The organism is Arthrobacter sp. NQ7, from assembly GCF_029581595.2.
In the GTDB taxonomy this organism is placed as follows: Bacteria; Actinomycetota; Actinomycetes; order Actinomycetales; family Micrococcaceae; genus Arthrobacter; species Arthrobacter phenanthrenivorans_B.
Window position 1 is genome coordinate 94,693 of record NZ_JARFXU020000010.1, and the last position, 19,923, is coordinate 114,615.

A 19,923-nucleotide genomic window follows, 5' to 3' on the forward strand; every position below is an offset into this window, starting at 1 on the left:
GGAAAAGCCACTACTACCGGAGCGCGATGGCGTTCCTGGCGGCAGTTCCTGCCACCATCCAGGGCGCAAAGATACATCCGGGCGGCGGAGGCGGCAACCGATGAACGACTGCGGTCATGGATGTTGGCTGACCTGCAGTACGTCCACCAGGTGCTGGTCCATGCGATAGACAAGCGCGACCTCGGGACAAGCATTCCACTTCTCCCAGGACAGCTGGAACCGCTGCTCGATCCGGTAACGGCGGCGATAGAAGCCCACTGCTAATCCTTTTAGGGTGCCCTTTGTAAATCATCATGGTCCGCGGCCGCACCAACGCTACTGACGTTCCCGGGCAGCACAGACACGGGTCGTGCCCGTCCCCACGAAGGATCCTTCATGGCCGGGGTCACCTGCAGGTGGCGTAGCGTCCCTTTGGCGGCTCCACAGGCAATAGTAGAGTCGGCTGAGCCTGAGGAACTGTCCCCCGGGCCGCGGAACCTTGCCAGGATTTTCTTATCCTCAATAGGGTGCAGATTGCAAAAGGGTCTAGGGGGAGAGGTATTGGCCGCTGGTTCGCCGCTGAAGTCATCAATACCCTGAGCCCGGGAGTCGGCTTCGTTGCGACTTACCCGGCTCCCATGGACGATTCAGAAGGGCTGGCGAGGAAGAGAGCCGAGTCCAAACTCAGTAGCGTTTGGAGTGAAATCGGATTCGAGCCACTCAATAGCGACATCATGGTGTTGGAACTGAACCTGATCACGCTCGATGAAAAGCTCGAGGGGCTGCGTAAAAAGTTCGGTGCGCTCTAACTTCACCCTTGGAACCAGACCCGAAGGGCAGCAAACAGAGTCCAGTTCTGGCTGCAACGCTGCCACGGGATACGCGCGCCACCCATCACACAGGACCTGATCCGCAAGCGAAACCGGCCCTCTGTGGACCTCTCCCCCGGCCAAATTTGAAGGCCGATAGTGAAGATTCTGTCGGGTTGGCCGGCGTACTCTTTGCTGGGTAGGGGAGGGCTACGTTCGTATTTTGCGGAGGTACTCGCGAAGGCCCGGGATGGCGAAGTCGACCTTGCCGTATGCCGGCGCTTCGATAAGTCCGGCGGCGATGAGCCGAGCCCGGTAGTTTGCTACGACGTTGCTCTTGGCATTGAGCCTTTTTCCGATGTCGCCGGCGGCAACAGGCCCCTCGTCTTGTGCCATGGCATGGAGGAAGTCTTTGTCCTTCTCCGAGGCCGTGGAGAGGGCGGCTTCAATAACTGTCATTTCGTGTCGCCTGGTGGCAGCACTGATCGCTTGGGTGACGTTGTCCTCTTCGAGGGCAAGGTCGTTGATTTCGGCTTGACGCCAGAGCTGGTAGCCGATGAGTTGGATCAGGAAGGGGTAGCCCCCGGTTGCCTGTGCCGCGTGCCGGATCCCTTCGTCGCTGATCTTGATTCCGGCCTGGGCGAAAGTGTGGGTGAAGGAGCGCTCGACTTCTTTGACGGCGGCGGCATGGAGATCGATTCGGTCCGCCCGGCGGAGGAAGGTGGCGACTCCCTCGTTCAACAGGTCCGGCACCGCTGCCGGAAGTCCGGCGAAGATCAGACCTATCGGGAGGCCGTCCCGGATGAAATGCTGGACGTCCGCGGCAAGCTGGGACAGTTCCGTGCGGTCCGCCGAGTGGATCTCATCAACGGTAAAGAGCAGCCCGGTCCTTTTCTCCGCGAGCAGGCTCAGTAGCTGTCCGCCCAACCGTCGCCAATCGACCTGGCGCTCGGGCGGCAGCTGCGTGGTCACGGTGAAGCCTGCCGCACCCAGGGCGGTGATTCTCCGGCTGCTGGGGCCGGAGCCGAGTTCCTCCACACGAAGCCGCATGGTCTCGCCGATCCTCCCGACGAAGCCGCGCGTGGCGGTTTCGGAGATGACGATCCACCCTTGCTCACGTGCTTTATCCTGGGCTGCGCTCAGCAGGGCGGTCTTGCCGATTCCTCGGGCACCGGTGATGATGGTCAGCAATCCAGGTGCCCCCGAGCCGAGCTGCAGGCCGTACTCGAACTCGTCGAGCATGCCCTCGCGTCCTATCAGTTCCGGGGGAGTGGCGCCCGCCGTCGGACGGAAAGGATTCCTCACCGCAAAACCTCCTGTGAGTCTCTGTGAGTCTTGTGAGCACCTGTGAGTCTACGCTTCGGGCGTCGTTCAAGATGACCACTTTAACCGTGTCGCTGCAGGAGGAACGTCTTGTGCGTCCAGATGCCGCTTGCCTAGGCGTGGCATCAGAATGTGGCGGACTTCCGGTTTCTAGACAATGCGCTCATGCTCTTCTCGGATCTCACCCTGACAGTGGGGAAAGGAATCCGGTTTGAGCAAGCTCGAGAATCATCGAAACAGTCCAACGATTCCGGCCCTGACGAAGTCCACTTGCGCAGAGGGTGCTTATGTCACATGTTTTGACGGGGCGGGCGTTGAAGTACGAGTGGGAGTTCTGCGCACTGGCTGACTCCTGCCACGTCAGACGGTATTCCCGTCAAGTTGAGGTGTGGTTCAAAGGTGATGCGCGGGTGGCAGCTGCATTGCGGTGGCGCTAGTTGAGATGGAGCGAAGAAGGTAGCGCGCCCGGCATATGGGGATCAATGAGGTTGGGGACGCCTCCGAAGGAGGCGAGGGTCCGGGCGGTCTCGACGAATTCGCGTGCCAGCCCGTCATTGACGTCGGTGCGCCATGCGATAGATAGCGGAGAGGGCGGGACATCGTTGACCGGGATGAAGGAGAGTCCGGGACGGTCATAGAAACGCTGGGTGGAGGCCTGGGTGAATGCTATGCCCCGCTCGCCCAGGATGGCTTCGAAACACTCATCGACCGTGGCTACCTGAGTGCCCAGACGGACCGGCTGGCCGTCGCGGGCCTGGGTTGCGAGCCAGAAATCCCTCCATTTCTCCGGAGCCTTGCGGGCGACGAAGGGCTCATCAACGACCTGTTCCACCGAGACCTCGGACAACCCGGCAAAGCGGGAACTGCTGGCAACGACGAGGACCCGCGGCTCGACGAACAGTGTTTCCATGGCGAGCCAGTCCGCTGCCGGCAAGGGTGGACGCACAAATGCCACGTCGGCGCTTCCGTCTCCAAGCCCCGCGGTGGGGTCGGCGAAATCGAAAGACCTCATCTGGACGTGGATTTCCGGGTGATTGTTCTTGAAAGCGGTGAGGATCCGCGGCGTCAGTTCAGCAGCAGCGTTGGCCTGGAAACCGACAATCAGGGTTCCCCTCACACCGCTGGCAGCCTCCCTTGTCAAGGAAACGGCGCGCTGCGCGGCGGATAAGAGGCGCTTGGCTTCGCTCAGCAGGACATCCCCGGCGCCTGTCAGCGCTACACTGCGGCTGGTCCGGATCAGCAGGGGAGTGCCCAGCGAGTGTTCAAGCTTCCGTATTTGGACGCTGAGGGAGGGCTGGGCGATGTGAAGCCGGGCAGCGGCTCGACCGAAGTGCAGTTCTTCCGCGACGGCGACGAAGTACTGCAGGACGCGCAGGTCGAGCTGTGGCTGCTGCATCCGTCAACTGTAAGGCCCGCCACAATCGCGGGTCCAATAGTTTGAGCCTATCGCCGGTTAGGGGACAGGTATTGGACCGTGCGTGCCCCCCGGGCTGGAATGGGAGCAGCGAAAGGTTGCCAACGGAGACAGCCCGAAAGGCGCTTCAGGAACCCCGCTTTGGAGGTTCGGACAGAGAAGTCCGCTCCTCCGCGAATCCCACTGAGAGGAACAACGAGATGACGGTCGCAACACGTGCCCCTTCGGTAGACGCCTGGGTTCAGAGCTTCACCGAAGCCAACAACCAGGACCCGGAAATCCAGGCCCATGGAAAGTACTTCACCTGCTCTTACCTGCTGGACATGGAGGAGCACACCTTTGTTGTCCGGGTGGTGTCCGGCAGTATCGCCCAGATTTCCGTGGACCCGGGCCCCATCGACGTGCCCTACCAGTTCGCCATCCGGGCCAGCGCCCACACATGGGCTGAATTCGGTAAGCCCGTCCCGGCTCCCATGTACCACGGCATTTGGGCAGCCACGTTCCAGCGCGACATGAAGCTGGAGGGTGACGTCCTGATCCTGATGCAGAATCTGCGCTGTATGACCCGCCAGATCGAACTGCTGCGCTCAACCGGCGCACCCGTCTAGACCATAGGAGTTCCTGACATGAGTAAAATTTCACCCGTCACCGGCCACTACGTCACCGTTGACGTTGACGGCCTCGAATACAAGGTCTTCTACTTGGAGAATGGCCAGGGCCAGCCCCTGGTCTGCCAGCACACCGCCGGAGCCCACAACCACCAATGGCGCGGGCTGCTGGAGGACCCGGAGATCACCGCCAGCTACCGGGTCATCGCCTACGACCTGCCCCGTCACGGCAAGTCAGACCCGCCGGAAAATACCCAGTGGTGGACCGAGGAGTACCAGCTCAGCGCGGACCACTACGCCAACTTCATCATCGCCCTCGTCGATGCGCTGGAACTGGAGGATCCCATCTTCATGGGATCCTCCTTCGGAGGAAATATCGCACTGCAGCTCGCCCACCGCTTCCCGGAGAGGTTCGACGCCGTCATCCCGGTAGAGGGAGCGGACTATTCACCGGGCTTTTATCTGGACTGGTGGCAGCACCCGCATGCCAATGCCGCCCAGGTGTGCGCCAGCGGCACCTGGGATCTCATGGCCCCCCAGTCACCGGAAGCAGACCGGTGGAAGACCTGGTTCTACTACAGCCAGGGTTCGGAAGCCTTCAAGGGTGACCTGTACTTCTACTCGGTCGACCACGACCTTCGTGGCAAGCTGGGCGAGATCGACACGGACAAGTGCGCCGTCGTGCTCATGACCGGCGATTACGACTACCTCACCACCCCTGAGGACAGCGCCCGTACGGCCAGTCAGATCCGCAACGGCGAATTCATCGAAATGAAGGACATCGGCCATTTCCCGATGAGCGAGAACTACCCGGTTTTCAAGGGTTACCTCGTTCAGGCCCTGGAGATGATCCGCACCAAGACCAGCGCCCGGGTTTAGCCGATCCGCACCCTGAGGGCCGGCGCCGACCTCCATAGTGACGAACCACTGCATGAGACCTGGCGTCCTCATGGCCCCTATTTCCTGAGGCTTACCGCGATGTGTTGCATGATCGTGGGGTCGGACAGGGTGGTGGCGTCGCCCGGATCCCGGCCTTCGGCGACGTCCTTGAGGAGGCGGCGCATGATCTTGCCGGACCGGGTCTTGGGCAGTTCAGGGACCACCAGGATGTTCTTGGGTTTGGCGATAGGCCCGATTTCCTTGCCCACGTGGTTGCGCAGTTCCTGCACCGTTTCGTCGCCGTTGTTTGCGGCATCGCCCCGGAGGATGACGAAGGCGACGACGGCCTGGCCGGTGGTTTCGTCCGTGGCGCCCACGACGGCGGCCTCCGCCACGGCCGGGTGGCTCACCAGGGCGGATTCGATCTCAGTGGTGGAGAGGCGGTGCCCGGAGACGTTCATGACGTCATCCACCCGGCCGAGCAGCCAGATGTCGCCGTCCTCGTCCTTCTTGGCGCCGTCCCCGGCGAAGTACATGTTCTCGAACCGGGACCAGTAGGTGTCCTTGAACCGCTCGGGGTCGCCCCAGATGCCGCGGAGCATGGAGGGCCAGGGCTCGCGGATCACCAGGAAGCCGCCGTGGCCGTTGGGGACCGATTCACCCATCTCGTCCACCACGTCCACGGCGATGCCGGGCAGCGGCACCTGCGCCGAGCCGGGCTTGGTGGCGGTGACGCCGGGCAGAGGGGCGATCATCTGGGCGCCGGTTTCGGTCTGCCACCAGGTGTCAACGATGGGGGCCTTGTCCCCGCCGATGACCTTGCGGTACCACATCCAGGCTTCGGGGTTGATCGGCTCGCCGACCGAGCCCAGCACGCGGAGCGAGGTGAGATCGTACTTGGCCGGGATGTCCGAGCCCCACTTCATGAAGGTGCGGATGGCGGTGGGGGCCGTGTACAGGATGGAGACCTTGTACTTCTCCACAATCTCCCACCAACGGCCCTGGTGCGGGGAGTCCGGGGTGCCTTCGTACATCACCTGCGTGGCGCCGTTGATGAGTGGCGCATAGGTGACGTAGGAGTGGCCGGTGACCCAGCCGACGTCGGCCGTGCACCAGTACACGTCCGTTTCCGGGTGCAGGTCGAAGACTGCCCGGTGGGTGTAGGCGGTCTGGGTGAGGTAGCCGCCGGTGGTGTGCAGGATGCCCTTGGGCTTCCCGGTGGTGCCGGAGGTGTAGAGGATGTAGAGCGGGTGCTCGGAATCGTGGCCCACCGCGGTGTGCTCGGCCGATGCCGTGCCCACCGTGTCAGCCCACCAGTGGTCCCGGCCCTCCTGCCATGCCACGTCCTGGCCGTTGCGCTTGACCACCACGACGTTCTGCACGGTGTGGCCGTCGTGGGCAAGCGCGTCGTCGACAGCGGGCTTAAGGGGGCTTGGCTTGCCACGGCGGTAGGTGCCGTCGGCGGTGACCACCAGCTTGGCCTCCGCGTCGTCGATGCGCGAACGCAGGGCTTCTGCGGAGAACCCGCCGAACACCACGGAGTGGACCGCGCCGATGCGGGCGCAGGCCAGCATGGTGATGACGGCCTCGGGGATCATGGGCAGGTATACGGCCACGCGGTCGCCCTTGGCGACGCCCAGGGATTCGAAGGCGTTGGCGGCCTTCTTCACCTCCGTGGTCAGCTCCGCGTACGTGTAGGTCCGGGTGTCGCCTGGCTCGCCCTCGAAGTAAATGGCGACGCGGTCCCCGTTACCGGCCTCAACGTGCCGGTCCAGGGCGTTGTAGGCGGCGTTGAGCTCACCGCCCACGAACCACTTGGCGAACGGCGGATCGGACCAGTCCAGGGCCTGCGTGAAGTCCTTGCTCCAGGTCAGCAGCTCCCGGGCCTTCTTGGCCCAAAAGGCCGGGCGGTCGGCATTGGCTTCCCCATACTCTGCTTCGGTGACAACCGCGTTGGCCGCGAATTCGGGGCTGGGCGGGAAGGCGCGTGTCTCGTGCAGGAGGTTCGCAAAGGCGTCGCCCTGATGGCCTTGCTGATCTGCGGCCTGGGCGGAAGCGGACGGAACGGTGGCCGTGGAGCTGGGAGTGTCCTGGGACATGTGAACCTCATCATTCATCTGTTGCTGCCGCCCATCAGGGGAAACGAAAGCCGACTGCTGTCTGATTTCCGTGGTGCCGGCCCTAAACGCGGCGACTATTTTGTTCACTGCTGCAGGGCCTTTTCCTGGTGATGAAGCCGGGCACGGATTTGTCCGTCAGCTGTGTGCACGAGGACCGTGAATGGGTGTTTGCGTGCCTGAGCTGAAGCGCCAAGGATGCAGTCGGCGACCGTTGCTGCTACGTGGGTGCGGATTATTCTGCGAAGGCTCCGCGCACCGAATACTGGGTCGAATCCCTTGGCTATCAACTGCTTGATGACGTCGTCGTCGATACTGATCTCGATGGACTTCCGGCGTAAGCGTGCCCGCAGAATTTCAAGTTCCTTGTCTGCTATTTGGTGCGCTGTCTTGTCGTCCAGATGGGAGAAAACAACGGTCTCATCGATCCTGTTAAGCAGTTCGATGTCGAAGAAGTCCTTGACGGAAGCCTGGAATATTTCTTTCTCGGTTTGCTGTCCCGCCATGGCGGCCATGCCAGGGGCATGGGACTGGAGGTACCGCGTGACGGCGTGCCGTTTACTTGTCCTTCTCCGTGCCACTTTCGTGGAGCCCAGGTTGGATGTCATGAAGACGTAGCAGTTCCGGAAGGAGATCGTTTCCTGTCCGCTGGCCAGGCGAAGGACGCCGTTGTCCATGATCTGCAGCAGGGTTCGGATGACAGTCGGGTGGGCTTTTTCCACTTCATCGAACAAAACGATGCCTGGCGTGTATGGGTTGCCCTCGATCTTGCTGCGGTCGAAGAGGGAGAAGTTTTCCTTGCTTCCGGCGTAGCCTGGGGGCGCTCCGGAGAGGGACGCGGCGTAGTGTTCCTGGGCGAGGGCGTTCATGTCGACGCGGCAGAGGTCATCCGGACCTGACCGTAGTTCGGAAGCAATTTGGCGGACGAGTTCGGTTTTGCCGACGCCGGTGGGCCCGACCAGGAGGATGTTCGCCAGGGGCCGATGTGGGTCCGTCACCCCGATGGAAGCGAGGCTGACGGCGCGCGAGACGGCATTGATTGCATTGTCCTGGCCAAGGATGCGGCGCCCTAGGCGGTCCGTGAAGCCGGATAGATCGAAAACACCTGGCGGCGGCGGACTCTTCTTGAAAGGCTCCGCCGCCCCCTGCAATGCTGCCTGGTCCTCAACGACCGCTTCTTCTTCGAGGCGCTTGGCGTTCTGGGCGTTTAACATGTCGTTGAGGTAGGGCATTACATTTTCCTTCCGTACGGGTGTCAGAGTTCCATGACCTGTTCGACAGGAAGATCACCGACGCGGCAACCGGCAACCCCAACAGTGCTCCGCGTGATCGCTTCGACATTTTTCTGGGCCTGTTCGGCGTCAGTGACCCAGGTTTTGTAGAAGTCGAACGGGCATTCAGCCACGCCCTTGTCCCCGTCACCGGCAGCGTGGATTCCTGTGTAGCCGCGGTGCAGCAATTTGAACATGTGGTTCTGGGACTGGTCGTTTTCCCGCGCGTCGCGGATCGCGGAGACGGAGAGCTGGGCGTATTGGATCCCGTTTTCCTCCTCGCCCGTTTCTCCCAGGGTGCGGCCGTCAAATCCGATGATGGAAGAGTGGCCAAAGTAGGAATAGACACCGTCGAAGCCGGCGGCGTTGGCGACGGCTACGTAGCAGTTGTTGCTCCAGGCCATGGCCTTGGACATGAGGACCTGCTGGTCCTTGGCCGGGTACATGTAGCCCTGGCAGCGAATGATCAGTTCTGCCCCCTTCATGGCGCAGTCGCGCCAAATCTCGGGGTAGTTCCCGTCATCGCAGATGATCAGGGACATCTTCATGCCTTTGGGGCCTTCAGTGACATAGGTGGCCTCTCCCGGGTACCAGCCCTCGATGGGCGTCCACGGGAGAATCTTGCGGTATTTCTGGACGATCTCACCCTTGTCATTGATCAGGATGAGGGTGTTGTACGGGGGTTTTTTCGGGTGTTCCTCATGCTGTTCACCGGTGATGGAGAAAACTCCCCAGGTTTTGCTTTCCCGGCATGCTGCAGCGAAGATGTCTGTTTCTTCGCCGGGGACGGTGGCCGCCGTGGCGTACATTTCGTCGTTGTCGTACATGATGCCCATGGTCGAGTACTCGGGGAAGATGACCAGGTCCATCCCCGGGAGCCCTCTCTTCATGCCACGGATCATGTCCGCGATGTTCCGGGCGTTTTGGAGTACTTCGCCTTTCGTGTGCAGGCGGGGCATTTTGTAGTTGACGACTGCCACACCGACGGTATCGGGGCTGGAGGAGATGTCACCGTGACGCATTGTGATGTCCTTGATCTGTGAAGGGTTGAACGGTTTCTGGGAGGGCTGTGAAGCACATGCCGCTGGTTGGTGCCTGGGTTACTTCTGTGCCGGCAGGACGAGGTCGGCGTTCTTGTCTGTTGCGAGCATGAGGGAGCTGACGTATTGGGGGGACCCGTCCGCGGCAGGGACCGCGGAGGCGATCATGTCGGGACGTTCGAATTCGATGCCGCTGACGTGACAGCGGAGCAGGACATCCGAGGGGTTCCCGTCGTCGTCAAGCATGGGCAGGTCGATTCCGTCGTCCGTCCGGCGAAGGTAGTACTTGCCCTTGGTAATGATGGCCATGGCAGGAGTGGCCAGGACTGCGATGATGACCGCGAAGATCGGGGAGAACGGTTGTACGGCACTTCCAAAGGCTCCGAAGAACATTGCGATGGAGATACCTGCAGAGAGGATCAGCGAGACAAAACCGACCGGGTTGACGGCGTGGAGCATCCCGCGCCGGAATTCCGGGTACATGGGGGAGAGCTTGAGCACGTATTTGTTGATTGCGATGTCGGTGGCCACCGTAACGATCCATGCGATGCCGATGTTGGCGTAAAAACCGAGGATGGTATTGAGGAACTCGAACATGTTCAGTTCCATCAGCAGCAGCGCAATGGCGACGTTGACGATAACGAATACCAGTCGGCCGGGGTAGTGGCGGGTGATGCGGGTGTAGGAGTTGGTCCAGGCCAGCGAACCGGAATACGCATTGGTGACGTTGATCTTGATCTGGGAGATGACGACGAGGACGACGGCCAGGGTCATGGCCAGCCATGCGGGCATCATTTCTGAGTAGACCCCGAGGAACTGGTGGACCGGTTCCGTTGTCATGCTGGCGGCGGCTGGGTCGAGTTTGGCGATGATGTAGACCGTGATGAACAGTCCGATGGACTGTTTGATGGCGCCGAAGATGACCCAGCCCGGGCCGGCCAGGATGACGGCCCGCCACCAGGCGGTGTTGTTGGCCGCTGTCTTGGGAGGCATGAAGCGCAGGTAATCGATTTGTTCGGCGATCTGGACAATGAGCGAGAGACAGACGCCCGCTGCCAGCATGACAGCGGCGAAGCTGGGACCTCCGGCGCCGTCCGCTCCCTGATAGTTAAAGAAGGTATCCACAGAGCCTGGGTGGGTAATGATCAGGTACCCCATGGGGACGACCATCAGCAGCAGCCACAGCGGGGTGGTCCAGACCTGCAGTTTTGACAGTGTTTTCATCCCGTAGACGACCAAGGGAATGACGATAAGGGTCGAGACCGCGTAGCCGAGGGGTTTAGGCACGCCAAGACCCAGGGACAGCCCTTGCGCCATGATGGAGCCTTCAAGGGCGAAGAAAATGAAGGTATAGGTGGCGAAAATGATGTTGGTGATGATCGAGCCGTAGTACCCGAATCCGGCGCCCCGGGTGATCAGGTCCAGATCGATGTTGTACCGGGCCGCGTAGTAACCAAGAGGCACACCGGTAACGAAGATAGCGGCTGCAGCGACCATGATGCCAAGGAGCGCGTTAGTAGTGCCATGGGCCATGCCGATCGATGCGCCGATGGAGAAGTCCGCCAGGTAAGCAATACCGCCCAAGGCGCCCGTCGCGATGACCCCGGCGGTCCATTTGCGGTAGGACCGGGGAGCGAACCGAAGGGTGTAGTCCTCCAGGGACTCCTTATTCGCGCTGATCCCGGCACTATGGCCCTCGACGGGGGCCGGACGTTCAACGTCTGTAGACATAGGGATATGCCTTTCCATGGTTCATAAAAACGGAGGTAAACCTGGCCCGATCCTGCAAGCCGAGTTGGCTCAGGATGTAAAGGCCGTGGGCAGCAGGAGAGATGCTGGGGCCCTAGGAATTAGCAAACGGGCTTACTCATCGGCGCCCACCGTCGAAGGGTCACTTCGCAGGGGGCGCCGATGGATTCATTCAAAGATGTTTCATATGAAAGTACTTCGTGATCCGGATCACGTCAAGAGTCACGCTGACGTAATCGTCAGTGGGCTCGGGGCCGTGTCGGCATTTCGAGACAGTGCCTTGGGGTGCGGGCGCCTGCGGGAGTGTCGCCGTTCGAGGCCGCCTGAACTTCCGGCCCCTGCCATTAGCCAGGTCCGCGCCCTGACCGCGATGGGATCAGGCCTGGTGGAGTGGCAGTCGAACCGGCAGAGTGGACCCACGCGGACATGGGCTGAGGGTGGGTTGGCGTTTAGGCGTCTGCGTGCGCGGTTTTGACCGCATCTTCGATGTGGGCCAGTTCCTCCGCGGTTTTCGAGTGTGCCGCTTTTCCCCTGGAGGCGATGTGAACGCGGACCTTCCGGCGGTCCCCGGGTTCGACCTCCCGGTAAACGAAGGCCTTGGACACCAGCCGGTCGATGATCCGGGTTAGCGTCGGTCCTGTGATGCACAGATAATCAGCGAGGTCGGTCATGGTCTGGGGGGCGCTGGTCAACGCATCAATAACAAGCCATTCGTCCAAGCTCAGCCCTTCGGCCGACAGGGCTTCGGTGGCTTTTTTCCGCAGCAAGTGCATGATCCGCTGATTTTCCCGAATGAAGGAGCCCGGCGCGGTTGACGTTTCGAGGTCGATCGTCATTGACAGCTCCTTATTTCGCCGGTACTGGCCATGATAATATACGGCAGCTGGTTTATCCCCCGTCACCAGACGCTGCGCAGGAAGTTATTCCCGGAAGACACAGATGACAATGGCTCAATCGTACGATGAGAGCTGGCGCCTGGCCATGGTCGTCCCGTTTCAGGGACCCGCCGGGATGTTCGGCCCGTCCTGCGAAGCCGTAACGGAACTGGCTGTTGCCGAGCTCAACGCAACGTCCGGCGTTGGAGGCCGGCCGGTCACTGTGGAGCTTGTCGACGGCGGCGCCAAGCCGGAGGCTGTCGCCGCCACGATCCGGGACCTGATCCGTGAGCAACGCATCGACGCCGTCACGGGCTGGCACATTTCCTCTGTCCGTCTCGCCATCGCCCGGGAAACTGCCGGAAAACTACCCTACGTCTACACCTCTCTCTATGAAGGCGGAGAAGACAGTGCGGGTGTGGTCTGTCTTGGCGAAACGCCCTCCATGCAAATTGCGCCCGCCCTTGAATGGCTTCGCAAACAGGCCGGGCTGAGACGCTGGCTCGTTGTCGGAGACGACTACGTGTGGCCGCGCCTTTCCAGCGAGGCAATTCGGAGCCAGAGCCAGGAGCTGGGCATCTCAATCGTGGGGGAGCATTTTGTGCCCTACGGCGGAGGGCGTATCCGCCAGTTGGTGGACCTCGCAGAGCACAGCAACTGCGACGGAGTTCTGATGCTCCTGGTTGGTCAACATGCCGTCGACTTCAACCGCGAATTCGCCCGCAGAGGCCTCTCCTCCCGCATCGCCCGCTACAGCCCTCTCATGGAAGAAACCATGCTGCTGGCCAGCGGTGCCGGGGCAACCGAAAACTTGTACGTATCAGCCTCATACTTCAGGTCTCTACGGACAAACGAAGCCATGGACCTGGTCTCCGCTTACAGCAGGATGCACGGCAGCTGGGCGCCCCCACTGAACAACATGGCCGAATCCTGCTACGAGGGGATTCGGTTCCTGGCCGACGCCGCAACCCGCACCCGCAGCACCAAAGCCGAGCGGATCATTCAGAACACCAGCCAAGCCTCCTACGAAGGACCCCGGGGGACCGTAAACTTCATCGAAGGTAGGGCGGTGCAGCCAATCCACCTAGCAATGGCCTCAGGACACGACTTCGACATAATCGCCACCCTGTGAGCACAGGGGCCGGGTCGGCATCCCTGGACACCGAAGCCCAATTGCCATCCCCGTGAGCGCTCGTTGTAGAGAGTGCTTTTTGTTGGAGACAAGTAGGCTCTGCCGTCAGCTTCGAGCTGCACCCAGTCCAGACCATCTCGTGTAATCGCCTGGCGGCGTTTCGCGCCTTTTGTTGTCCGGGTTGTCCACCGGTGGAGTGGCAGCTGCGTCAGCGGGGGGGGTGGCCTCTTCATTTCAGTGCCGTTATCTGCCGCCTAGCAGGAAGCGCAGGCTGGCGCATTATTAGTGGGATCCATTGTGGCTTGTTTTCAGGTGCCAGATCCTCAGGGCAAGGTGGTTGTCCAGCTGACGGGTGGGGTCGAGCCAGTCTTCTCCGATTAGCAGGCAGATGCGTTCGAGGCGTTGTTTGACGGTGTTGCGGTGGATGAAGAGGTTTTCCGCTGCGCGGGCGAGGTTGTGGTTTGTTTCCAGGAAGGTCCAGGCCGTACGGGTCAGATCGGTGTTGTGCTGGGCATCGTGGTTTATGAGTGGCTGGATCTGGGAGTAAAGGCTTTCCTGCTCCCCGTTAGTGTGCACTGCGTCGAGTAGCAGTCCCAGGTGTCCGAGGTGGTTTCCGTCCAGGATTTCGCCGTGTCGTTCGAGAACCAGGAGGCTGGAGAGGGCGAGTTCGGCCTGGCGATGTGCCTTTTTTATACCGGCAAGTCCCATGGCTGTGCTGGCGTGTCCGGTGGTGGTAGGGATTCTGGATTCCCTTAGTTTCGTCACCACGGCATCGATGATGTTTTTGCTTCCTGATGCGAGTACGTATGTGCGGGAGCCGCGGCGGGCGATAAGTGCTTTCACCTGCCCCAGCCCTTCACGGATGATTTTTTCAACCCGGGCATAGTCTGCGCCGGCGGAATCTAAGACTGCCACTGTCATTTCCCCGGTCGGCGGGACGCCGAAGCGTGCTGCTCTTTGCTGGATGAGGTCCAGAGGAACATCCCGGTCAGAAAGAAGGTCATCGAGGACCTCGTACTGAAGCCGTTGCGCAGAGTCCTGTGTTGCTTGATCAAAAAGTCGCAGAACCGTCAGGAAAACGGCCAACCGTTCGACGATCGTACGTTGGCTTCCGGTGAGTGGGCCCCGGGCCACGAGGGTGGCCAGATGTTTCGGGCCGGCTTGGGCTGGGACCAGGACAAGTTCTTCCTGAGGTGTGGAGAAGATATGTACGCGTCCGGTCGCCAGGGCTTGGGCCACGCTTGATGTGAAAGCCGACAGGTCATCCTCCCGCGTGATGAGGGAACTGAGCGGGGCAGAGCCCTGGTGCAGGGACTCCAGGGGTTCTTCGTGAAGGGCCCCGTTCGCGGCGTCTAATATCAGGATGTCCGTGCCGAGAATCTGCCGGGAAAGGGCAGCAAAGCCTTCCAGACCGCTTCCGTGGACCACGACCTCGATGAACCGTTCATCGAGGTCGACGAGTCCTTGAAGGACGCCCATCTCCTCGAGCCTGGTGCGGTTTTCATTTCCCAGACGTTGAAGCGCCGAGGTGGCCTCCGCAAAGCTCTGGGCGTTGTCGATGGCCACAGCGGCATGCTTTCCGATTGTATCCACTAGATCCACAAGCTCCGGCGGGTACGTCCGGGGCCTCCTGTCGGCGATCAGAAGTGCACCGATGACTTTGCCGTAGAGGTGCAGCGGAACACCGAGTATGGCCCGAACTCCCTCCTTCCCGACAATATCGTCGATATCCGGCAGGTGTGAGAGGGCGTCATCGGTGAGGTAATCAGCTGTCTGGAAGGGCGAGAGCCCGGCGGCGGCTTTACCCAGCACGCCGGTTCCAATCGGCATCCGGATGGTCCGGTAATCCTCGGTAGAGACGCCCTCAGATTTTCTGATGTACGTCTCGTTTCGTCCGTAATCGTTGAGACTGATGTAGGCCATGTCGCTTCCGGCGAGGATGCGGGTGCGCTTGACGATTGCCAGCAATACCGCCTCGACGTCCCTAATGCCCGTCAGGTCCGTAGCGGTGTCATGGAGTGCCCTGAGCAGGTCCTCGCGTTGCCGCCGTTCCCGCAGGAGCGCATTAATGCTGCGGGCGGCCTGAGCGGCCCGGGCTGTGATTTCATGGCGCCCCAGTGCCTCATCTAACGCCTTGGACAAGTCCTCGTCGGTGATGCCGGCCTCGATGCGTTCCAGCCACAGACCCGTGGTTTCCATGCCTGCCTCCTTACTGTCCTGCCAAAATTACCCCACTGGAGTGCAAATCGCCCCGCCAGAAGCGCAGATAATGGCTACAAGTGACATAGGCGCGGTGTGAGGTGGGGCATAACCTCGACGGAGAGGTTATCTACGGGAAGGATCGTCATGGGTGACGATATGAAGCTGCACGTACTCTCCAGTGGAGTCATGGAGTGTGACCACACCTGGCTGTTGCTCAAGGGCGGAACAACGATCATGGATCGGAGCCACAAGACTGCGCCTCCGGCGTGGGGTGACTGCCCCACCCATGCCGTACTGATCGAGCATCCCGAAGGCCGCGTGCTCTGGGATACGGGGGTACCACGGGATTGGGAGAGCCGTTGGGCGCCTACCGGGTTCCAGGATTTCTTCCCGGTCAAGGAAGACCCCTCGGGCCCGGGCTACCTGGATTCAGCGCTGGCGGAGTTGGAGCTGGAACCAAGTGATATCGATATCCTGGTCCTCTCCCACCTCCATTTCGATCACGCGGCCAACGCGAAAATGTTCGACAACGGCAAGACCCGGATCATTGCAAGCACTGATGAAATCGAGGGTGTCAAGAGCATTTCCGGGGCTTTCCAAGGCGCCCACCTGGTTTCGGACTTCGAGGGCCTCAACCTCGAACCGGTCGCCGGTGACGCCGAGATCCTTCCGGGCGTGAGCGTGATCGCGACTCCCGGACATACCTGGGGCACGATGTCGCTGCAGGTTGATCTTCCCAACGACGGGACCAAGATCTTCACCTCGGACGCGGTCTATCTCGGAGCGAGTTGGGGTCCGCCCGCTGTTGGCGCGGCAATCGTGTGGGACAACCTGAAGTGGCTCGAATCCGTAGAAAAGCTGCGCGGCATCGCCGAACGCACCAACGCGCACGTCATCTTCGGTCACGATCCGGAGCAACGTAAAACGCTCCGGCTCGCACCCGACGGATACTACTCCTAGGGGCGGACCATGATCCTTTACGATGTGAAATGCGCTGCCGGCCACCGCTTCGAGGCAGCTCTGAAGTCAATGTTCGATGACACGCCGGCCTGCCGTGAATGCGGCGCCCCTACGGGCAGGATTCCTGCCGCCATCAGGCTCTCCGGCACTGCAGATCCTGGTCCCTCCCGCGAGCAGATGCCCAACACCTGGCACGGGATCCGGCGGGGAGACCCGGAAACGGTGCGGGGCTGGCACGGGCTGATGTCCAAACGGGAAAAGCTCGAAGAGAAATACCCGGAACTTGCCGGGGACCGCAGGCCCGTCCTCGCCCACGAAGGGATCTTCGAAAACGCCCCGCTGCGCGCCGGGGACCCGCTGGCAGACAAGGTGGCGGAAGCAACCTTTAAACCGGCGCAGCCTGGCAAGGCAGAGGCGCCACAGACTAAAGAGCGACACGGAAAAGAAACGGACAAATGAAAATCACCGGTGCAGTTCTTGAAGAAATCGGCCGTTCCCGGCCCTTCGCTGAATCCCGGCCCATCACCATCTCCGAGCTTGAGCTGGGGGAGCCCGGGCCCACCGAAATTCTGGTCCGGCTCGAAGCCGCCGGCATCTGCCACTCGGATTTGAGCGTTGTCGACGGGAACCGGGTACGGCCGGTACCGATGCTGCTCGGACACGAAGCGGCCGGCCGGGTCGTGGAAGTCGGCTCAGACGTATCCGACGTCCAGCCCGGCCAGCGGGTGGTCATGTCGTTCCTTCCCCGATGCGAGGAGTGCGAGAACTGTGCCGAGGACGGCCGGCTGCCCTGCACGGCAGGATCCAAAACAAACGGCGAAGGCGTCCTGCTGCACGGACCCGGGCACCTCAGCCGCGCCGGGGAGAGAGTCTTCCACCACCTGGGCGTGTCAGGCTTCGCCACCCACGCCGTCGTCGACAGGGCCTCGGCTGTGCCCATCGATGATGACGTACCCCCGGATGTCGCCGCCGTCCTCGGCTGCGCTGTCCTGACCGGCGGGGGCGCAGTCCTGAACGCAGCCCGCCCCAAACCAGAAGACAGCATCATGATCGTCGGGCTCGGCGGCGTAGGAATGGCCGCACTGATCACGGCCATCTCCCAGAACGTTTCCCGCATCGTGGCTGTAGACACACTCGATGAGAAGCTCGAGCATGCCCGGCGCCTCGGCGCCCACGAAACCTACACACCGCAGCAGGTGATTGAGCAGGGTATAAAGGCCAAGTACGTCATCGAATGCGCGGGGAACCCCAGGGCCTTCGAAACCGCCTTCGCCGCAACCGCGGTAGGTGGAACGACCATCACCGCAGGGCTGCCTTCCCCCGACGCCCGCGCCCAAATCCCGCCCATGACCATCACGGCCGAAGCCCGGACGATCATCGGCAGCTACCTCGGATCCGCCGTGCCCGCCCGTGACATCCCCAAGTACGCCCAGCTCTGGCGCGAAGGTAAGCTCCCCGTCGAAGAACTGATCACCACCCGCATCAATCTGGCCGATATCAACCAGGCCATGGACCAGCTGGCCGACGGGAAAGCAGTCCGACAGGTCATCATGTTCGACACCGATCACGAACGCACCAGCTAAAGAACCGCGCCGGCAGACACGGTACCGGTCACCGGCAGCTCCCCCTGCCGGCGACCGTTGTGTCCGACACCGCGGTGCTCGCTACCGCCATCAACGACAGGAAACAACCGTGACATTCGAGCTACGGACCTACACCGCCGCAGCGGGAAAGATGGAGGAGCTCCTGGAGCGCTTCCGCAATCACACCACCAAGCTTTTCCCGGACCACGGTATCCACGACATCGGCTACTGGCTATCCGCTGAAGACCCGGACACACTCATCTACCTGGTGAGACATGAGGGAGACCCTGAATCAAACTGGAAAGAGTTCAAAAACGATCCCCGATGGGTGGCTGCGCGCTCCGCATCCGTCGCCAATGGTGAACTCACACTGACTATCTCATCGGTCTACCTGACCGCCACTGACTTCTCGCCGCTCGGCCCCTGACAGCGGGACGGCTGCACACCCGCCCATCAAGAACTTCGGAGACAAAAATGACAACCACCACCCAGCAAGAAACCGAACTGCTTGCCTCCGTTCCCACCGGGCTGCTCATCAATGGTGAGTGGCGCGATGTCGCCTCCGGCAAGACGTTCGACGTCGAGGATCCCGCCACGGGAAAGGTGCTGCTGAGCATTGCCGACGCCGGCCCCGAGGACGGCGCCGCGGCCCTGGACGCTGCCGCCGCTGCCCAGGACTCCTGGGCTAAGGTGCCGCCGCGCGAACGCGGGGAGATCCTCCGCCGCGCCTTCGACCTGGTGACCGAACGGGCGGAAGACTTCGCCCTGCTGATGACCCTGGAAATGGGCAAGCCGCTGGCCGAAGCCCGCGGCGAAGTGACGTACGGCGCCGAATTCCTGCGCTGGTTCTCGGAGGAAGCAGTCCGGGCCTTCGGCCGCTACTCCGTCTCGCCGGACGGCAAGTCCCGCCTCCTCGTGACCAAGAAGCCGGTGGGCCCCTGCCTGCTGATCACCCCCTGGAACTTCCCGCTGGCCATGGCCACCCGCAAGATCGCCCCGGCCGTAGCCGCCGGCTGCACCATGGTCCTGAAGTCGGCAAACCTGACACCCCTGACGTCCCAGCTGTTCGCAGCCGTCATGCAGGAAGCAGGGCTGCCCGCCGGCGTCCTCAACGTCATCCCCACCTCAACGGCAGGCGCCACCACCGGACCCCTGGTCAAGGACTCCCGGCTGCGCAAGCTGTCCTTCACCGGCTCCACGGAAGTGGGACGCCGCCTGCTCGCCGACGCGTCCGAAAACGTGCTCCGGACCTCCATGGAGCTGGGCGGCAATGCCCCCTTCCTGGTGTTCGAGGATGCGGACCTCGACGCCGCAGTCACCGGCGCAATGGCCGCCAAGCTGCGGAACATGGGCGAGGCCTGCACCGCTGCCAACCGGTTCATCGTCCACGAGTCCGTGGCGGGTGAGTTCGCGGAGAAGTTCGCCGCGAAGATGAAGGAAATGACCACGGCCCGTGGTACCGAGCCGGAGTCCAAGGTTGGCCCGCTGATCGATGCAAAGAGCCGTGACAAGGTCCACGAGCTGGTGTCCGACGCTGTTGCATCGGGTGCCAAGGCGGTCCTGGGCGGTGCTCCCGTGGAGGGGCCGGGGTACTTCTACCAGCCCACGATCCTGTCCGGCGTCTCCGAGGGAAGCCGTATCCTGTCCGAGGAGATCTTCGGTCCTGTTGCCCCGATCATCACCTTCAGCAGTGAGGACGAGGCTGTGCGTCTGGCCAACAACACCGAGTACGGGCTGGTGGCGTACGTATTCACCAAGGACATCAACCGCGGTATCCGGATGGGCGAAAAGCTCGAAACCGGCATGCTCGGCCTGAACGCCGGCGTCATCTCCAACGCCGCCGCACCTTTCGGCGGCGTCAAGCAGTCCGGCCTGGGCCGCGAAGGTGGCCTGGAGGGCATCGAGGAATACCTCTACACCCAGTACATCGGCATCGCCGACCCCTACGCCAGCTAGCAGTAGTGCGCACGAACCTTACCGGG

The 19,923-nt window shown here is 61.9% G+C and carries 18 protein-coding genes; 9 read left to right on the plus strand and 9 right to left on the minus strand.

The window, feature by feature from the left end; genetic code table 11:
• Positions 1-114 precede the first annotated feature (114 nt).
• Positions 115-258, minus strand: coding sequence for a hypothetical protein (locus PUN71_RS12440; RefSeq protein ID WP_277798663.1), 144 nt, complete (start codon positions 256-258; stop codon positions 115-117).
• A 248-nt stretch (positions 259-506) separates the two neighbouring features.
• On the opposite strand from PUN71_RS12440, the gene PUN71_RS12445 reads away from it, so the two are divergent.
• Entirely contained in the window at positions 507-788 is a 282-nt protein-coding gene (locus PUN71_RS12445; RefSeq protein ID WP_277798664.1) for a hypothetical protein, read from the plus strand.
• A gap of 210 nt (positions 789-998) precedes the next feature.
• Here the strand turns inward: PUN71_RS12445 and PUN71_RS12450 are convergent, their stop codons facing one another.
• Both PUN71_RS12450 and PUN71_RS12455 read right to left on the minus strand, forming a co-directional pair.
• Positions 999-2,093, minus strand: coding sequence for an ATP-binding protein (locus tag PUN71_RS12450; protein ID WP_277798665.1), 1,095 nt, complete (start codon positions 2,091-2,093; stop codon positions 999-1,001).
• Positions 2,094-2,544: 451 nt separating this feature from the next.
• Positions 2,545-3,507 (minus strand): LysR family transcriptional regulator, encoded by a 963-nt coding sequence (locus PUN71_RS12455; RefSeq protein WP_277798666.1) that lies wholly within the window; start codon positions 3,505-3,507, stop codon positions 2,545-2,547.
• A gap of 218 nt (positions 3,508-3,725) precedes the next feature.
• On the opposite strand from PUN71_RS12455, the gene PUN71_RS12460 reads away from it, so the two are divergent.
• Together PUN71_RS12460 and PUN71_RS12465 are read left to right on the plus strand one after the other, a co-directional pair.
• Positions 3,726-4,133, plus strand: coding sequence for a hypothetical protein (locus PUN71_RS12460; RefSeq protein WP_277798667.1), 408 nt, complete (start codon positions 3,726-3,728; stop codon positions 4,131-4,133).
• Positions 4,134-4,151: 18 nt separating this feature from the next.
• On the plus strand, positions 4,152-5,012 hold the full coding sequence (locus tag PUN71_RS12465; RefSeq protein ID WP_277798668.1) for an alpha/beta fold hydrolase: 861 nt from the start codon (positions 4,152-4,154) through the stop codon (positions 5,010-5,012).
• Positions 5,013-5,089: 77 nt separating this feature from the next.
• Here the strand turns inward: PUN71_RS12465 and acs are convergent, their stop codons facing one another.
• From acs to PUN71_RS12490, 5 genes are all read right to left on the minus strand, one after another.
• Positions 5,090-7,111: an acetate--CoA ligase gene (gene acs, locus PUN71_RS12470; protein WP_277798669.1), complete on the minus strand. Its 2,022-nt coding sequence runs from the start codon at positions 7,109-7,111 to the stop codon at positions 5,090-5,092.
• 104 nt (positions 7,112-7,215) lie between these two features.
• Entirely contained in the window at positions 7,216-8,361 is a 1,146-nt protein-coding gene (locus PUN71_RS12475) for an AAA family ATPase (protein ID WP_277798670.1), read from the minus strand.
• Between the two features lie 23 nt (positions 8,362-8,384).
• Positions 8,385-9,422, minus strand: coding sequence for an aliphatic amidase (locus PUN71_RS12480; protein ID WP_277798671.1), 1,038 nt, complete (start codon positions 9,420-9,422; stop codon positions 8,385-8,387).
• A 78-nt stretch (positions 9,423-9,500) separates the two neighbouring features.
• Positions 9,501-11,171, minus strand: a complete 1,671-nt coding sequence (locus tag PUN71_RS12485) for a purine-cytosine permease family protein (protein ID WP_277798672.1) — start codon at positions 11,169-11,171, stop codon at positions 9,501-9,503.
• Positions 11,172-11,638: 467 nt separating this feature from the next.
• Complete coding sequence (locus tag PUN71_RS12490) at positions 11,639-12,025, minus strand: MarR family transcriptional regulator (RefSeq protein WP_277798673.1); 387 nt, start codon at positions 12,023-12,025, stop codon at positions 11,639-11,641.
• Between the two features lie 109 nt (positions 12,026-12,134).
• On the opposite strand from PUN71_RS12490, the gene PUN71_RS12495 reads away from it, so the two are divergent.
• Entirely contained in the window at positions 12,135-13,196 is a 1,062-nt protein-coding gene (locus PUN71_RS12495) for a substrate-binding domain-containing protein (RefSeq protein ID WP_277798674.1), read from the plus strand.
• A gap of 282 nt (positions 13,197-13,478) precedes the next feature.
• On the opposite strand, the gene PUN71_RS12500 is transcribed toward PUN71_RS12495, so the two are convergent.
• Positions 13,479-15,395, minus strand: coding sequence for a helix-turn-helix domain-containing protein (locus tag PUN71_RS12500; protein ID WP_277798675.1), 1,917 nt, complete (start codon positions 15,393-15,395; stop codon positions 13,479-13,481).
• A 147-nt stretch (positions 15,396-15,542) separates the two neighbouring features.
• On the opposite strand from PUN71_RS12500, the gene PUN71_RS12505 reads away from it, so the two are divergent.
• The 5 genes from PUN71_RS12505 (at position 15,543) to PUN71_RS12525 (ending at position 19,897) form a co-directional block, all read left to right on the plus strand.
• Complete coding sequence (locus PUN71_RS12505) at positions 15,543-16,358, plus strand: N-acyl homoserine lactonase family protein (protein WP_277798676.1); 816 nt, start codon at positions 15,543-15,545, stop codon at positions 16,356-16,358.
• A gap of 9 nt (positions 16,359-16,367) precedes the next feature.
• Positions 16,368-16,817 (plus strand): FmdB family zinc ribbon protein, encoded by a 450-nt coding sequence (locus PUN71_RS12510; RefSeq protein WP_277798677.1) that lies wholly within the window; start codon positions 16,368-16,370, stop codon positions 16,815-16,817.
• The gene (locus PUN71_RS12515) at positions 16,814-17,941 is read left to right on the plus strand and encodes an alcohol dehydrogenase catalytic domain-containing protein (protein ID WP_277798678.1); all 1,128 of its coding nucleotides are present in this window, start codon (positions 16,814-16,816) and stop codon (positions 17,939-17,941) included. The genes PUN71_RS12510 and PUN71_RS12515 overlap by 4 nt, the downstream gene beginning before the upstream one ends.
• A 109-nt stretch (positions 17,942-18,050) precedes the next feature.
• The gene (locus PUN71_RS12520; protein WP_277798679.1) at positions 18,051-18,368 is read left to right on the plus strand and encodes an NIPSNAP family protein; all 318 of its coding nucleotides are present in this window, start codon (positions 18,051-18,053) and stop codon (positions 18,366-18,368) included.
• Between the two features lie 47 nt (positions 18,369-18,415).
• Positions 18,416-19,897 (plus strand): NAD-dependent succinate-semialdehyde dehydrogenase, encoded by a 1,482-nt coding sequence (locus PUN71_RS12525; protein ID WP_277798680.1) that lies wholly within the window; start codon positions 18,416-18,418, stop codon positions 19,895-19,897.
• Positions 19,898-19,923 lie beyond the last annotated feature (26 nt).

What these genes read in the sequence shown, in the direction of transcription:
- PUN71_RS12490 (WP_277798673.1), bottom strand. Translation starts at nt 12,025, where the DNA reads ATGACGATCGACCTCGAAACGTCAACCGCGCCGGGCTCCTTCATTCGG.
- PUN71_RS12505 (WP_277798676.1), top strand. Translation starts at nt 15,543, where the DNA reads ATGGGTGACGATATGAAGCTGCACGTACTCTCCAGTGGAGTCATGGAG.
- acs (WP_277798669.1), bottom strand. Translation starts at nt 7,111, where the DNA reads ATGTCCCAGGACACTCCCAGCTCCACGGCCACCGTTCCGTCCGCTTCC.
- PUN71_RS12480 (WP_277798671.1), bottom strand. Translation starts at nt 9,422, where the DNA reads ATGCGTCACGGTGACATCTCCTCCAGCCCCGATACCGTCGGTGTGGCA.
- PUN71_RS12510 (WP_277798677.1), top strand. Translation starts at nt 16,368, where the DNA reads ATGATCCTTTACGATGTGAAATGCGCTGCCGGCCACCGCTTCGAGGCA.
- PUN71_RS12460 (WP_277798667.1), top strand. Translation starts at nt 3,726, where the DNA reads ATGACGGTCGCAACACGTGCCCCTTCGGTAGACGCCTGGGTTCAGAGC.
- PUN71_RS12465 (WP_277798668.1), top strand. Translation starts at nt 4,152, where the DNA reads ATGAGTAAAATTTCACCCGTCACCGGCCACTACGTCACCGTTGACGTT.
- PUN71_RS12525 (WP_277798680.1), top strand. Translation starts at nt 18,416, where the DNA reads ATGACAACCACCACCCAGCAAGAAACCGAACTGCTTGCCTCCGTTCCC.
- PUN71_RS12500 (WP_277798675.1), bottom strand. Translation starts at nt 15,395, where the DNA reads ATGGAAACCACGGGTCTGTGGCTGGAACGCATCGAGGCCGGCATCACC.
- PUN71_RS12485 (WP_277798672.1), bottom strand. Translation starts at nt 11,171, where the DNA reads ATGTCTACAGACGTTGAACGTCCGGCCCCCGTCGAGGGCCATAGTGCC.
- PUN71_RS12515 (WP_277798678.1), top strand. Translation starts at nt 16,814, where the DNA reads ATGAAAATCACCGGTGCAGTTCTTGAAGAAATCGGCCGTTCCCGGCCC.
- PUN71_RS12475 (WP_277798670.1), bottom strand. Translation starts at nt 8,361, where the DNA reads ATGCCCTACCTCAACGACATGTTAAACGCCCAGAACGCCAAGCGCCTC.
- PUN71_RS12495 (WP_277798674.1), top strand. Translation starts at nt 12,135, where the DNA reads ATGGCTCAATCGTACGATGAGAGCTGGCGCCTGGCCATGGTCGTCCCG.
- PUN71_RS12455 (WP_277798666.1), bottom strand. Translation starts at nt 3,507, where the DNA reads ATGCAGCAGCCACAGCTCGACCTGCGCGTCCTGCAGTACTTCGTCGCC.